This window comes from Algibacter agarivorans, assembly GCF_039543245.1.
Taxonomy (GTDB): Bacteria; Bacteroidota; Bacteroidia; order Flavobacteriales; family Flavobacteriaceae; genus Algibacter_G; species Algibacter_G agarivorans.
Map to the genome: position 1 here is coordinate 1 of NZ_BAABJJ010000035.1, position 16019 is coordinate 16019.

General features: G+C 33.3%; 14 protein-coding genes and 1 pseudogene. 4 read left to right on the forward strand and 11 right to left on the reverse strand.

All coding sequences use genetic code 11. The features are described 5' to 3' along the window. Positions 1-54: 54 nt before the first annotated feature. The 5 genes from ABD935_RS11995 to ABD935_RS12015 form a co-directional block, all read right to left on the reverse strand. Positions 55-258 (reverse strand): hypothetical protein, encoded by a 204-nt coding sequence (locus ABD935_RS11995; protein WP_345192318.1) that lies wholly within the window; start codon positions 256-258, stop codon positions 55-57. 133 nt (positions 259-391) lie between these two features. After that, complete coding sequence (locus tag ABD935_RS12000; protein ID WP_345192319.1) at positions 392-751, reverse strand: response regulator transcription factor; 360 nt, start codon at positions 749-751, stop codon at positions 392-394. A 402-nt stretch (positions 752-1153) separates the two neighbouring features. Next, complete coding sequence (locus ABD935_RS12005) at positions 1154-2230, reverse strand: L-rhamnose/proton symporter RhaT (protein ID WP_345192321.1); 1077 nt, start codon at positions 2228-2230, stop codon at positions 1154-1156. A gap of 66 nt (positions 2231-2296) precedes the next feature. After that, the gene (gene pckA / locus ABD935_RS12010) at positions 2297-3913 is read right to left on the reverse strand and encodes a phosphoenolpyruvate carboxykinase (ATP) (protein ID WP_345192323.1); all 1617 of its coding nucleotides are present in this window, start codon (positions 3911-3913) and stop codon (positions 2297-2299) included. 60 nt (positions 3914-3973) lie between these two features. Continuing rightward, positions 3974-4372: a DUF423 domain-containing protein gene (locus tag ABD935_RS12015; protein WP_345192324.1), complete on the reverse strand. Its 399-nt coding sequence runs from the start codon at positions 4370-4372 to the stop codon at positions 3974-3976. 155 nt (positions 4373-4527) lie between these two features. Between ABD935_RS12015 and ABD935_RS12020 the strand changes: the two genes are divergently transcribed. Further along, on the forward strand, positions 4528-5892 hold the full coding sequence (locus ABD935_RS12020; protein WP_345192325.1) for a saccharopine dehydrogenase family protein: 1365 nt from the start codon (positions 4528-4530) through the stop codon (positions 5890-5892). A gap of 280 nt (positions 5893-6172) precedes the next feature. Then, positions 6173-6641, forward strand: a pseudogene (locus ABD935_RS12025) (Lrp/AsnC family transcriptional regulator). 65 nt (positions 6642-6706) lie between these two features. Here the strand turns inward: ABD935_RS12025 and ABD935_RS12030 are convergent. Further along, positions 6707-8248, reverse strand: a complete 1542-nt coding sequence (locus tag ABD935_RS12030; protein ID WP_345192327.1) for a glycine--tRNA ligase — start codon at positions 8246-8248, stop codon at positions 6707-6709. Between the two features lie 107 nt (positions 8249-8355). Here ABD935_RS12030 and ABD935_RS12035 point away from each other — a divergent pair, with 107 nt between their 5' ends. Beyond that, positions 8356-9033, forward strand: a complete 678-nt coding sequence (locus ABD935_RS12035; RefSeq protein WP_345192328.1) for a ComF family protein — start codon at positions 8356-8358, stop codon at positions 9031-9033. Between the two features lie 290 nt (positions 9034-9323). Continuing rightward, on the forward strand, positions 9324-10925 hold the full coding sequence (locus ABD935_RS12040) for an Ig-like domain-containing domain (protein WP_345192330.1): 1602 nt from the start codon (positions 9324-9326) through the stop codon (positions 10923-10925). Here the strand turns inward: ABD935_RS12040 and ABD935_RS12045 are convergent. The 5 genes from ABD935_RS12045 to ABD935_RS12065 all read right to left on the reverse strand — a co-directional run bounded on the left by ABD935_RS12045 (position 10918) and on the right by ABD935_RS12065 (position 15959). Then, a complete protein-coding gene (locus tag ABD935_RS12045) occupies positions 10918-11697 on the reverse strand; it encodes an amidohydrolase (RefSeq protein ID WP_345192331.1) in 780 nt (259 codons plus the stop codon). The genes ABD935_RS12040 and ABD935_RS12045 overlap by 8 nt on opposite strands. Continuing rightward, positions 11697-12161, reverse strand: coding sequence for a hypothetical protein (locus ABD935_RS12050; protein WP_345192333.1), 465 nt, complete (start codon positions 12159-12161; stop codon positions 11697-11699). The genes ABD935_RS12045 and ABD935_RS12050 overlap by 1 nt, the downstream gene beginning before the upstream one ends. 70 nt (positions 12162-12231) lie before the next feature. Continuing rightward, a complete protein-coding gene (locus ABD935_RS12055) occupies positions 12232-13374 on the reverse strand; it encodes a methionine aminotransferase (RefSeq protein WP_345192334.1) in 1143 nt (380 codons plus the stop codon). A 61-nt stretch (positions 13375-13435) separates the two neighbouring features. Beyond that, the gene (locus ABD935_RS12060; protein WP_345192335.1) at positions 13436-15208 is read right to left on the reverse strand and encodes a MutS-related protein; all 1773 of its coding nucleotides are present in this window, start codon (positions 15206-15208) and stop codon (positions 13436-13438) included. A gap of 142 nt (positions 15209-15350) precedes the next feature. Further along, complete coding sequence (locus tag ABD935_RS12065) at positions 15351-15959, reverse strand: superoxide dismutase (RefSeq protein WP_345192337.1); 609 nt, start codon at positions 15957-15959, stop codon at positions 15351-15353. Positions 15960-16019: the final 60 nt, after the last annotated feature.

Sequence of the window (16019 nt, forward strand, 5' to 3'; positions counted from 1 at the left end):
TGCACCACAAAGGTAACTTTGCGGAACAAATTTCCCTTTCTCTTTTTTAATCGTTTAGGACGCTATTGTTTTGGAATCTATTTTCACGGAATCTTTTAAGCTCTCAATGATTGTGTTTTGAGCTTCAGTTATTTTTCCTGAATCATCACCAGAATATAAATATTCGACTAAAAGAGATTCGTATTCTTCTTTAAACTTAATATTTGTTTCACGTTTTTTTCTTAATCTTTGACGGATGATTTTTAAGTACATACTCATAAAAATGATAATTAGAGTCAACGACACACTAATTAACCAAGTCAGTTTAATTAGTAAAGGTAGGTCGTTATAAATGTTGTTTATGTACTGGTAATCAATCATGGGGGGAATTAATTTCAGTTATATGGTGTTGTTATATCTTCAATAATCGATTTACTCTAATCATTAATTCATTTGGACTAAATGGTTTTCCCATAAAATCATTAGCACCTAAATTAAAAGCTTTAAGCACCATTTCTTCTTGACCAGCGGCTGAAAAAACAATTATAGGAGTTTCTGAATTTATTTTATTTCTGATATGACTAATAACTTCTAGTCCACTAATAAAAGGCATCATGATGTCTGTGATGATTAAATCTGGTGAATTGCTTTCAATTAATTCTAGAGCTTCTTTACCATCTTTGGCCATGAATAAATCAAAACCTTCTTTTTCTAATCTAAATTTTAGTAATAAAGATAGTGTCGTGTTGTCTTCAGCTAAAACAATTTTCATTCTATTCATGTTGTAAATCTATATAGTTATATGTTTTATAGGTCACTTTACTTTTTTGATTATGACATTTATTAAATTCAATTGTTGAGATTTAATTTGGTGCAATATATGTATTTTAATCGACAAAATACATAAATAATCGATAAAGGGTATTATTATAGTGAAAAATATTTCATTACTAATATGATATAGAATAGCGTATTTGTATTAATATACTGTTTTTCAGCGTTTTGAAGTTTTAGGAAGATGTGGCGTGAAAATATTTGTAAGAAAAATATCTTGAAGATAATTGTGAATTTTAAATAGTAATGAGCTTATACTTTATAAGATATTGTAGGGTATATAGGCTGTTATTGAAGTAATTTCTTTATGATTGTATTGCTGTTTTTGGGGATATAATTATTACTCCACCTTCAAATTAACAGAAACCTCATTATTCTCCTGTATTTTTATATAATTACCTTTAGCAATAATTAAAACACCAATAATAAGTATTACTAAACTAATACCTAAAAATGTTTTACTTTTTTTCGAAGCACCTTTCCATTCTTTAGTTAAAATACCATTAAAAGTAGCTACCATAATTGCTCCTGTTTCTAGAATTGCAAATCCAACTGAAGTCCCTAATTCTCCTAAATGATAAGCTGCTAAACCATAAATAACCAACGCAGAATCATGAAAAACAGCCATTGCTATAACCAAAACTAGGGCTGTTAAAGCTCCAGATTTAGTATAGTTTCCCCAGGTTTTATTTTTTGTTAATCTATAACTAAAAAAAAGCATTGTTGAGATTGTGGCACCCATAAAAATTGGCAATAAAACGGCTAAACGAGCAATCCAAGGTTCATTTCCAAATTGAATTTCCGCTATTTCACCTATTCCCCCTAAATTATTTCCTGTGTGATATGATAAATTAAAACCCGCAGCACAAATAGCACCTAAAACACAAAATAAAATTCCTTGTCGTATCGTTTTCGTATCCTTTTCCTCGTTGTCTTTTCCTTTACTTTTATCCCTCAAAATACCGGCATATCCATTTAAAGCTATACCAGAAACAATAATACCAATACCGAATAACATTATATTGCCAATTTCTGTTCCAATAACGCTCTCTTGTCCTTCTGGCACTAAAATCAATGGCAATATAGTGTCAATAGAAGTTATAACGCCTAAAAACAAACTAAAGGCAAGTGCCATTCCAATAGAGTTAATACTATATCCCCAGAGTATATTTCCAATTCCCCAACAGAAGCTTAAGCCAAACATTGTAAAGAATACCCAAGAAGGAATTTGTTCATAAATTGCCCATAAATCTTTTACCAGTAGAAATGTGATGATAGTAGGAATAACAAACATTCCAAAGAAAAAAAAGCCTCCCCAAGTATTTTCCCAAGCAAAACCCTTGGTGTACTTTGATGGAAGCGCATAAACACCTAATAAGACAGCAGATAAAAGCGCAAATAAAATTCCTGAAAACATATAAAAATATTAAATTTGTCGAATATAAATAAAAAAACACCAAAGTTATGGTGTTTTTTATTTATATTAAAATGCATAACGTTGTGGGCCACCACGTCTAATTTCCTCACTACAATGGTCTTCAAACTTTTTAAAGTTTTCACGAAACGCATTGGTCAATTTAAACGCTGTTGTATAATAGGCTTCATCGTCATTCCAAGTTGCTCTAGGACTTAGAACACTAGTTGGAACGCCAGGACATGTTCTAGGTTGAGCAACACCAAATACCGAATGAATATGGTAGTCATCATAATTATACAAGCCTAAATCTCCATTTAAAACGGCATTTATCATGGCGCGTGTATACTTTAATTTCATTCTAGTACCAACACCGTAAGGGCCACCGGTCCAACCCGTATTTATCAACCAAACGTTTACCCCAGCATCAATCATTTTTTTACTTAGCATTTCGGCATATTTAGAAGGATGCAGTGGCATAAAAGGTGCTCCAAAACATGCCGAAAAAGAAGGTTGAGGCTCTTTAACTCCTGCTTCAGTTCCTGCTACTTTAGCCGTATAACCAGAAATAAAATGATATGCTGCTTGACTTGGTGTTAACTTAGAAATAGGCGGAATAACCCCGAAAGCATCGGCCGTTAAAAAGAATATGTTTTTTGGGTTTTTACCTATCGATGGGATTTGAATATTATCAATATGATGAATTGGGTAACTAACTCGTGTGTTTTGTGTAATAGACGTATCTTCAAAATCAACATGTCCAGCCGCATCTAAAACTACGTTTTCAAGAATCGCTCCTTTTTTGATGGCATCAAATATTTCAGGCTCATTATCTCTCGACAGATTAATTACTTTTGCATAACATCCGCCTTCAAAATTAAAGATGGTATTTTCTTTTGTCCAACCATGTTCATCATCACCAATTAAACTTCTACTAGGGTCTGTAGATAATGTTGTTTTACCCGTACCGGAAAGTCCAAAAAATACGGCGGTATCGCCATCTTTACCAACATTTGCGCTACAGTGCATAGGCAAGGTGTCTTTAAAGACTGGAAGTATAAAGTTTAAAGCAGAAAAAATTCCTTTTTTAATTTCACCTGTATAACCGGTTCCACCAATCAATGCTATTTTTTTTGTAAAATTTAAAATCGCAAAATTGTGTTGGCGTGTTCCATCTTCATCTGGAATAGCCATAAAGCCTGGAGCATTAACAACTGTCCATTCTGGAGAAAAGTTTTCTAATTCAGCAATTGTTGGACGTAAAAACATATTATAGGCAAACTGGTTGCTCCAAGGATATTCATTAATAACACGAATATTCAGTTTATAGTCTTCGTCTGCACAGGCATAACAATCCCTAACAAAAATTTCTTTATTTGATAGATAATCTACAACCTTGTTATATAGCTTATCAAATTGATTGGCTTCAAAAGGAATATTAATATTGCCCCACCATATTTTATCTCTGGTTATATCATCTTTAACTATAAATCTATCCTTAGGAGAACGCCCTGTAAATTCACCTGTATTAACAGCCAAAGCACCAGAAGAGGCTTCTACGCCCAATCCTTTTTCAATAGAAATGTCATGTAATTCCTCTGGAGATAGTTGATACTTGATTTTGGCATTTTTTATGCCGTACTGCTCTAACAAAATTGTTTTCTTAACCTGACTATAATTTCCCATAATTCGATACAAAATTATTTATTATGCAAAATAAAGACAATTATTTTAAGTATCCATAATTTAAAATCCTTTTTTAGGTGAAATCTTCAAAAAACCGACAAACATAAAACCCCAAGCTACAATTAACAACAAACCGCCAATGGGTGTTATAAATCCAATCGATTTAAAATCGAAAGCGGTTAATGTATTTGTTGCCAAACCATAAATAGAACCAGAAAAAAACAATACCCCAAACATAATTAAGTAGTACATGATTTTTTTTGTTTTTGGTTGAATTAAAGATGTCGTGCCAACAAACAGTAGTAAAATAGCATGATACATCTGGTAGCGCACACCGGTTTCAAAAGTCTGTATAGCGTGTTCTGGAATGAGTTGTTTTAAACCATGTGCACCAAAAGCACCTAAAATAATGCTTGTCATTCCTAAAATGGACGCCACGATTAAAATTTTTTTAGTCATATTTTGTAAATTATTCGCAACAAATGCTATTAATATTTATTAATTTCGTAAAATAAAATGCTGTTTTGGCACTTTGATAAGATTGAACTCAAGTTTCGATTAAATCAAAAAGTCAAGATAAGTTTATTAAACAAAACTACTCAACAAAACCCAATATGCGAAAAATTTTAATCATTGGTTCTGGAAAATCAACGGCTTACCTTTTAAAATATGTGTTAGATAAATCGGTTGTCGAAAATCTATTTATTACCGTTGCCGATTTAAATATTGAAAGTGCTCAAAAATTAATTGGTAACCATCAGAATGCCAAAGCCATTAAACTGGATGTTTTTGATGGAGCTTCGCGTGCTGAAGCTATTAAAAATGCAGACATTGTCGTGTCGATGCTTCCTGCGCGTTTTCACATAGATGTAGCAAAAGATTGTATTTCGTTCAAAAAACACATGGTTACCGCTTCGTATGTTAGTCCCGAAATGCAAGCTTTAGATGAAGATGCAAAAGCAAACGGGCTTATACTCATGAATGAAATTGGTGTAGACCCTGGCATTGACCACATGAGCGCCATGCAAGTTTTAGACCGCATACGAGATAAGGGTGGGGACATTATTTTATTTGAATCCTTTACAGGTGGGTTGGTAGCACCCGAAAGCGACAATAATTTATGGAATTACAAATTTACGTGGAACCCAAGAAATGTTGTTGTTGCCGGACAAGGAGGTGCCGCTAAATTTTTGCAGGAAGGTGCTTATAAATACATTTCTTATAATCGTTTGTTCAGACGTACCGAATTTTTGAATATTGAAGGTTTTGGGCGATTTGAGGTTTATGCCAACCGAGATTCCTTGAAGTATCAAAGTGTTTACGGATTGGATAATATAAAAACGCTATACCGTGGAACGATACGTCGTGTGGGTTTTAGTAGAGCATGGAATATTTTTGTTACTCTTGGACTGACCGATGACAGTTACACCATAGACGATAGCGAAAACATGAGTTACCGCGATTTTGTTAACGCCTTTTTACCCTACAGTCCGTCAGATTCTGTAGAATTAAAATTAAGGCACGCTCTAAAAATTGACCAAGATGATATTGTTTGGGACAAACTTGTAGAACTAGATATTTTTAATGCCAATAAACGTGTCGAACTCAAAAAAGCAACACCTGCACAAATCCTTCAAAAAATACTCATGGATAGTTGGACGCTTTCAGAAGACGATAAAGACATGATTGTCATGTACCATAAATTTGGTTACGAATTGAATGGTAAGACATATCAAATAGAGGCCAATATGGTTGCGCTTGGCGAGGGCCAAACCTACACAGCCATGGCTAAAACGGTGGGCTTACCTGTGGCTATTGCTACACTTGCCATATTAAATAGTAAAATAAAAACACCAGGCGTTCAAATCCCTATAGCCAAAGAAGTTTACCAACCTATTTTAAAGGAACTGGGAACTTTTGGTATAACATTTCATGAAAAAGAAGTGCCTTATTTGGGTTATAATCCCTTAAATAATTAATATTTGGGCGTTACCCTTCCCGATAGCTATCGGGAAGGGTCGGGCTATTCGTTACAATCTTTTTAAAAATGTCATTGAGAGGAGTGAGCGACGTAGCAATCTGTTAATTTTTAGTTCTAATCAAACTTTATTACACCCAAGTTTTAAAAAGGATTTACACTACTATCCCTAACGCAACATATTAGTTTCAGTTTAAAAGCAAATGGTTATTTTTATGTTTTAGATTTACACAAAACAACAAGATTACCTTCTTCAAGGGAATAAAAAAAACGAGTTTTCAATGAAACAAAAACAAAAAACCATAACCATAGACGGTATTGATAAAAAAATTCTAAGAGCCTTAACAGTCGATGCCCGAACACCTATTTTAGAAATTGCTCGTAGCGTTGGTATTTCTGGAGCAGCCATCCATCAGCGTTTACGCAAGCTTGAAAAATCTAAACTTATTTCTGGCTCCCATTTTATCATAAACCCAAAAGTGTTGGGGTATTCTACAATGGCTTTTGTTGGTATTTATCTCGATAAAGCAGCAAATACAGATGATGTTATAAGAGCTTTTAAAAAATCCCAGAGGTTTTAGAGTGTCATTATACAACTGGTGTTTATAGTATTTTATTAAACTTCTTAGTAGGGATAATGCTCATTTAATGGCTTTACTTAGCAACAATATTCAAGCTATTGCAGGTGTTTTGAGAACAGAATCACTGATTTCTTTAGAGCAACAAGTTGATAGACAAATAAAAATTTAGTTTTCTATTATGAGATACTGAAACAATCCCGATAGTTATCGGGATAGCATGACAAACTATGTTTGTCACATCTTCATCAACCAAGAACGTACATCTACTTCTTGCTTAATAATCGCTCTTAGATCTTCAATTTTAACACGCTGTTGTTCCATAGAATCTCTATGACGTATGGTGACCGTGTTATCATCTTTAGTGTCATGGTCTACAGTAATACAAAAAGGTGTTCCGTTGGCATCTTGTCTTCTATAACGTCTTCCAACAGCATCCTTTTCATCATAAACCACATTGAAATCCCATTTTAATTCCTCGACAATTTGTTTAGCAATTTCTGGTAAACCATCTTTTTTAACTAATGGTAAAATAGCCGCTTTTACAGGAGCTAAAACACTTGGTAATTTTAAAACCGTTCTTGTGGTGCCATTTTCAAGTTCTTCTTCTTGTAATGAATTAGAAAATACGGCTAAAAACATTCGGTCTAAACCAATTGATGTTTCTAATACATAAGGTGTGTAGCTTTTATTTTCTTCATGGTCAAAATATTGTAATTTCTTTCCAGAAAATTCTTCGTGTGCTTTTAAATCAAAATCGGTTCTGGAATGAATCCCTTCCAATTCTTTAAATCCAAATGGGAATTTAAACTCAATATCAGCCGCTGCATCAGCATAATGTGCTAGTTTTTCATGGTCATGAAAACGATAGTTGTCCTTACCCATGCCTAAGGATAAATGCCACTTCATTCTATGTTCTTTCCAGTGCTCATACCATTCTTTTTGAGTGCCTGGTTTAATGAAAAATTGCATTTCCATTTGTTCGAACTCACGCATTCTAAAAATAAATTGTCTTGCAACAATTTCATTTCTAAAAGCTTTACCCGTTTGTGCAATTCCAAAAGGGATTTTTTGTCGACTCGTTTTCTGTACATTCAAAAAGTTAACAAAAATACCTTGAGCCGTTTCAGGGCGTAAATATAAATCCATTGCAGTATCAGCTGAAGCACCTAGTTTGGTTCCAAACATGAGGTTAAATTGCTTAACATCCGTCCAGTTTTTGCTTCCCGTTAACGGGTCTGCAATTTCTAACTCTTCAATAAGCGCTTTAACATCTGCTAAATCTTCATTTTCTAAAGATTTCCCCATCCGCGAAAGCGTACTTTTTATTTTTTCTTGATAGCCAACAACACGTCCGTTTGTAGCTAAAAATTCTTCTTGATTAAAGGCATCACCAAATCGTTTTGCTGCTTTAGAAACTTCTTTATCAATTTTAGCTTCAATTTTAGCACAATAATCTTCAATTAAAACATCAGCTCTATAACGTTTTTTAGAATCTTTATTATCAATTAATGGATCGTTAAACGCATCAACGTGTCCCGAAGCTTTCCATGTGGTTGGGTGCATAAATATAGCGGCATCAATACCTACTATGTTTTCATTCATCTGTACCATGGCTTTCCACCAGTAGTCGCGTATGTTTTTCTTTAACTCTGCTCCGTTTTGTGCGTAGTCATAAACCGCACTTAAACCATCATATATTTCGCTACTTTGAAATACATATCCGTATTCCTTTGCATGCGAAATAACCTTCTTAAATTTATCATCTTGATTTGCCATGGTGCAAAAATAAAAAAGCGATTCAAACAAACATGTTGTTTACTAAAAAATTAGTGTGAGATTCATGATTTTTTATTTAAGTTTACAACACTACATTTTCATTACAAATGATTAAACCCTTATTAAATTTATTCTTCCCGAAAGTATGTTACGCGTGCCTTAACTTACTGAATGATAATGAGGATACCATTTGTATGGATTGCAGACATGATTTACCTGTAACAAATTTTCATTTTGACGATAGTGATGACGTTGCAAAAGTACTTTACGGACGTGCCAAAATTGAAGATGGAACAGCCCTTTTTAGATTTGAAAAAAAAGGGAACGTACAACAACTTATTCATAATCTTAAATATAGAGACCATGAAAACATTGGGTTTCTTCTAGGGAATTGGTTAGGTGGTGAATTAAAAACGATTAAAAACTATAAAACTATCGATATTGTTATTCCGGTACCGCTTCATAAAAAGAAACTAAAAACAAGAGGTTTTAACCAAGTGGCTAAGTTTGGACAACAAATTGCAGAAGCATTAAACGCAGACTACATGGACGATGTCCTATTAAAACTAACCAATACCAAAACACAATCTAAAAAAGGACGCTTAGCACGATGGATTAATAGCGAAGAATTATTTGCCATTCAAAATATACCATCCATTGAAAATAAACACATTCTTTTGGTAGACGATATTATAACAACAGGTGCCACTTTAGAAGCTTGTATTTCTGTTTTAAATGAAGCTAAAAACATAAAAATTAGCATCGCAACTATGGCAATAGCATAACAGGGCAGCCACATTAAAAAGATTAAGCCACGAATTTCGGGAGTTTTCACTAATATTTGAAAAATCTAAAGATTTTTCTATTCGTGTAATCATTTTTGGATAATTACTAGCCTGCTGGCTGGCAGGTTTCACGAATTTTAAATGAGTTAAACTCATTTATTCGTGCCAATTAGTGAAATTCGTGGCTAAAAATAAGAATATTGATTGTAATGCGTTTGCTCTTTATGGCTTAATTAGAATATCGTTATATTCCTAAAATTATGTAGGTTTGTAAAAATTTAAAATTGTTGATGAACAAGACCCTTTCAAATTTTATTTTAGCGGCTGTTATAGGTCTCATTTTTATTAATTGTGCCAATCGAGGCACACCAGATGGTGGTCCAAAGGACGAAACGCCTCCTAGTATTGTTAAGTCTGAGCCAGATAATTATTCAATAAATTTTAAAGGAAAAGTAATCAAGATTTATTTTGATGAATATATAAAGATTAAAGATTTACAGAAGCAGCTAATTATTTCCCCGCCCATGAAAACGCAACCAGACGTTACGCCACTTGGAGCGGCAAGTAAATATATTACAATTAAAATTTACGATACGCTTCAGCCCAACACGACTTACGCCTTTAATTTTGGAAATAGTATTACTGATAATAATGAATCTAATCCTTATCCCTATTACCGTTATGTGCTTTCAACAGGAGATTATATAGATTCGCTTAACGTTAAAGGTAATATTGTGGATGCTCTTAAAAAACAACCAGAAACTTTTGTAAACGTAGCTCTTTATGAAGTCGATTCTACCTTTGCCGATTCTATTATTTATAAAGAAACTCCCAAATACATCACCAATACTTTAGATAGTTTAACTACGTTTTCCATTGAAAATATTAAAGCAGGGAAATATATGCTTATGGCACTAAAAGATGGTAATGGAGACAATAAATTTCAGCAAAAAACAGACCAAATAGCCTTTTATAAAAGCTTTATTGATGTTCCCACAGACTCATCTTATACGCTAAGATTATTTTCTGAAGATGTTGATTTTAAAGCAACAAGGCCACGATTATTATCTGGCGAGAAAATAGCTTTTGGTTATGAAGGTGACTATAAGGATATGGCTATTAAAATTTTATCTGAAACGCCTCCAGAATTTGAATATCGTATAACCAAAGACCCAAAAACCGATTCGCTTAATTACTGGTACAAGCCAAGGTTAGAAGTCGATTCCCTTATTTTTAAGGTATCGCATCCTAATTTTGAAAAAAATTTTACCGTTAGAATTAGTGAACAAAAAAGAGATTCTCTTTTAATCGAGACGGCTCCATCGGGTAATATTGGGAACGACGACGCTTTCAAAATTTCTGGTAATACGCCTTTGGTACGTTTTGATAATTCAAAAATCTCACTAATGGACCAAGACTCTACTTATGTAGATTTTACTTCAGATTTTGATACCATTACAAATACGTATGCCTTAAGTTTTAACAAGACAGAAGCGAACAACTATAAAATACAAGTATTACCCGAAGCTTTTGTTGATTTTTTTGATGATACAAATGATACATTGAATTATTCTGTTAGTACCAGAAAAGCTTCTAATTTTGGTTATGCAAGGTTTACCTTAGTAAATGCAAAATACCCGCTTATTATCCAACTAACGGACAATCAAGGAGAGGTTAAAGTAGAAGAATATGTTTCCGAAGCAGGCGAGATAGACTTCCTTAATTTACAACCAAGCATGTATTCCATTAGAATTATTCACGATGCAAACGGCAACCAAAAGTTTGATACAGGGAGTTATTTAAAAAAGATTCAGCCAGAAAAGGTTAGTCATTTTCAAGATATTGAAATTAGGGCTGATTGGGGAATTCAAGAAACACTTCAGTTTAAGTAATTATAAACGAATCTTTATCATTTAGGAATTTCAGCTTATTCCTGTAGGCTTCAATATGTCTTTTTTCTAAAAAGACTATTTGGGTTTGCTCTTTGTGAGGTTCAAAAGAAGTGATGGTATTTCCCAGTACATCATACACAGCAGAATGACCAGAATAGGCGCTATTTACACCATCAATCCCAACACGATTAACACCTATACAGTAACACATATTTTCGATTGCACGTGCTTTTAACAAAGCATCCCAAGCTGAAACCCTTGGTTTTGGCCAGTTGGCAACGTAGATTAAAATGTCATAATCTTCAGTGTTTCTAGCCCATACTGGGAACCGTAAATCGTAACAAATTAGTGGACTAATTTTCCAGCCTTTATATTCTATAATAACTTTTTTTGAACCTGCTGTATACGTTTTATCTTCTCCAACTAAAGTAAACGTATGCCGCTTATCATAAAAAGTAATATGCCCAGATGGGGCAACAAAAAGTAATCTGTTATAAAAATTGTTGTCTTCTGAAATAACAATACTTCCCAGTATGGCTACGTCTTTTTTCGACGCTAAATCTCGCATCCAAGAAACTGTTTCTCCTTGCATGGTTTCAGCAACTTGTCCAGCATTCATTGTAAAGCCTGTTGTAAACATCTCAGGAAGAATCACTATATCTAGGTCTTCATTGATGTTTTTAATCTTTTTTGTGAAATTATCACGATTTTGTTTTGGGTTTTCCCAAACTAAATCTGATTGAATTAACGCTATGTTGAGTTGGTTTTGCATTAAGTACGCTTTAGTTTCTTTTTGGCTTTTTGATGGTTTACTTTAAGTTTTTCTATTTTTTTAAGCCATTTAGATTCATCTTCAGGAGACAATTTACCTTTCTTTTTTAACTTATCGTACTTTTTTATAGCGCCTTGGTGTTTTTTACCCGATTTATCAAAATTTGATTGTGTCTTTTTCTTCTGTTTTAATGATTTTTCAGCCTTTTTTTGTTTTTTTATAGCACTTTTTTTGTCTTTTTCTACTTTTTTTAGTCTTTTAGTGATTTGTTCAGATTCTTCAATCTGCAGCAATTTTTTGTCAAAGGCGGTTCTAATTTGTTGCTTTTTTTCTAGAGTTAACGTTTCTGTTACATCAATGTTATCTTTAAATATTCGTTCTTTTTCAATCTTGTACGTTACGCCGTTAAAGTTAACTTCTTGGGCGTTAATCGTATAGCTAAAACCTAAAAATATTAGTATCATTAAAAACCTCATAATTCTTCTTTTAAAATTTATATCTAGTGTTGAGACACAAAAATATTGAAAAAGTTACCTAAATATGGTTTAAAATTTCTGCTGCTTTTTTTAAGGTCTCATCTGTTTTTGCAAAACAAAAGCGTAATACATTGTTGTCTAGATTGTTTTCATTGAAAACGGATAACGGGATGGATGCTAATCCAGACTCAATCGTCAACCTTTTTGCGAAATCTACATCATATTCTTGAGTTATTCTAGAATAATCTAACACCTGAAAATAAGTTCCTTTCGAAGGCGTAAAGGTAAACTGTGAATCTTTTATAAGGCTTAAAAATAAATCGCGCTTCTTTTGATAAAACGGTGATAATTCCAAATAATGCTTCGGCTCTTGCATATAATCCGCAATCCCTTTTTGAGTTGGATGATGCACACAAAACACACTATATTGATGTACCTGCATAAATAATTTCATTAACGCTTTTGGTGCGCAGCAATAGCCAATGCGCCAACCGGTGTTATGGAAAGTTTTGCAAAACGAAGCCACTACAAAACTTCTGGATTTTAAATTTGGAAACAAGCAGGCGCTTTGATGTTTTTCGTCATCATATATCATGTGTTCATAAACCTCATCACTCAAAACAATAATGTTTGTGTTTTTCGTAATCCTTTCTAATTCCGACATGTCTGCTTTTGAAAAAATAGTACCGCTAGGATTATGAGGCGTATTGATAATAATCATTTTAGTACGATTATTAATTTTTTGGCTTACCGCACTCCAATCTATACTAAAATTTGGTGCTTGAAGTTGAATGGGAATAACTTTGCCGCCATTAAGTTTTATACCTGGTTCGTAACTATCATAAGCGGGTTTGAAGATGATAACTTCGTCATTTAGTTTTACAAATGTTGAGATTATTGTTGAAATGGCTTGAGTTGCTCCTGCGGTAACAGTTATTTCGTTTTCTGGATGATATGAAGCATTATACAAGACATCCATCTTTATGGCAATAGCCTCTCGTAATGCTAAATTACCTGCCATGGGCGCATATTGATTGTAGCCAGAATTCATGGCTTTACATACTAAATCAATTAGCTTTTGGTCGCTACCAAAATCTGGAAATCCTTGAGATAAATTTATGGCGTTGTGCTTGTTTGCCAATCCACTCATTATTGAGAAAATAGTAGTTCCTACATCAGGAAGTTTAGAGGTATGCTTCATAAAAGTAAAGATATTAACTTAATAGCGGTATTTGCACGCCTTCTTTGGAATGACAAAACCATCAAACAATATTCATCTTTTTCAACAAGAAAGATGCATTCATATTTTGGCAAATACCTGCTTTTAAAGTATAATCAAAGTGAAGTTCGTCATTTATAATTTCAGCATCGAAATAATAGTTTTTCACGTCCTCTAGTTCTTTTGAGATTTCACATAAACTTAAATCGTGCGTCGCTATAATCCCCGTAGCGTTTGATGCTACTAATTTCTCCACAAACTTTCTGGAGCCAATGGCTTTGTCGGTGCTGTTGGTTCCTTTTAAAATTTCGTCTAAAACAATAAAATAAGGTTCTTTTTGAATGGCATCAACAATATATTTAAGTCGTTTTAATTCTGAAAAGAAATACGAACTGTCATCAGTCAACGAATCGGTAGTACGCATACTGGTAATTAGTTTTACTGGCGAATATTGGCTCTTTTTTGCACATATTGGCAAGCCAACATTTGCCATAACAATATGTAAAGACACGGTTCTTAAAAAGGTGCTTTTTCCAGCCATATTAGCCCCAGTAACAATAAAAAATTGTTCGTTTTTAATAGTTAAATCGCTATCAACTCGTTTTTCTTTGTTCAATAAAGGATGTCCTAAATGATCTGCTTTTATAACCGAACCATCGTTTGTTATTTCTGGGAAAATAAATTCTGGGTGGTTATAAGCATAATTACCTAATGAATTGTATGCATCGAAAAAAGATACCGCTTCAAACCAATCAGAAACCTTATTGGCATATTGCTCAATCCATCGTTCAATCTGATAGCTATGCTTTATATCTGTCAAAAAATAACCGTTACCAAAAATAGCTCCAATGAGGTTATTTCGATTATCTAAAGCATCTAACGATTTTGAAAACGCTTTAAAAATATCAGAAGCTTTTTTATCGCCAGACTGGATTTGCTTCTGCTTTTGTTGTAATAATTCCGAAGAAAAAGTTTTATTTTCGATTAAATCTAGCAACGTAGCATATTGACGAAATGTATCTCTAACTTTATCGGTATTTGATGCTAATGCATTTATTTTTTTAAGATAACGACCAGTTATGCCTAATCCTAAAAGCAGCCAATAGCCTATTAAAGCTTGATATGTTATAATCCCTAAAAGTATAAGCACAAATAAGGCGATAGACGCTAACCCAAATGCCATAGGCAACCATGACATGATTTTTGGTAAAAATATTTTGTGATTTTGCAACCAGGTTACAACCTGTTTAGCAGGAGTTTCAACATCAACTAAACTGGAAGTGGCTGAATAATATTGTCGCCATTTTGGTTTAGAACTTAGCTCTTTAATAGCATCTTGCCTAGATTCAATTCCATCTATATGGTTTGCTTTTAAAGCATTAACTAATTGTTGAGTGCCTTCATTTATTGTTGTTCTATTAATGAATTGAAAAAATGAACCACGCCCAAATAAATCAATATCCAAACTATAAAAATGTGTTGGGTCTTGAAATTGTAAGCCTTCATTTCTATCATGAAAATCGCCTGAAGCGATTTTTATCTCATCAATATTAATATCAACAAGTGCTTTATTGAACTCACGTTTCCTTTTAATATCAGTATATTTTGAAAGCAAATAAATAAATACAACTACGCCAAAAACTCCTATTGGCACAGCGATTTGCCATTGCTGAAAAAAGAAATAAACCCCAAAGCCAGTAACTAAAAACACGAATAAGCGCAGCGTGCTAAGTGCCGTCATTTGTTTATACAGCCTTTTAGCTTCAGAATTGTATAGTTCTAGATGTGATTTATAATATTCAATTGGGTTTTTCATTTTAAATTAGGTTTTTGCAAAAGCAGAAAAACAATTTCAATTAAACCCTTAAATTACAAATTCAGAGGTTGCTTTTTCGTGCTAAATAAACAAAAAAGCCCTGAAATAGTTCAGAGCTTTTGATTTGTAATTAATGTTAAGCTTATTTCGCTTCTGCGTATCGTTTTTCAACTTCATTCCAGTTAATGACATTAAAAAATGCTTTAATGTAATCCGGACGACGGTTTTGGTAGTTTAAATAGTAAGCATGTTCCCAAACATCAATTCCTAAAATTGGAGTGCCACCACAGCTAACACCAGGCATTAAAGGATTGTCTTGGTTAGGTGTAGAGCACACTTCTACTTTTCCACCTTTGTGTACGCAAAGCCATGCCCAACCAGAACCAAAACGTGTTCCTGCAGCTTTAGCAAAATCATCTTTAAAATCATCAACAGAACCATAAGCAGCTTCAATAGCATCTTTTAATTCTCCAGATAAATACCCTTTTCCTTCTGGATTCATAACGCTCCAATATAATGAGTGGTTATAAAACCCTCCACCATTATTTCTAACAGCGCTATTTTCCATATCCAAATTAGCAAGAATATCTTCAATAGATTTCCCTTCTAAATCTGTTCCTGAAATAGCATTATTTAAATTGTTAGTATATCCTTGATGATGTTTTGTATGGTGTATTTCCATGGTTCTAGCATCTATATAAGGTTCTAGAGCATCATAAGCATATCCTAATTTTGGTAATTCGAAAGCCATAATTTTTTGTTTTTAAATATTAGTATTTATTTTCATTCAAATTTAAGGATAAAACACTTC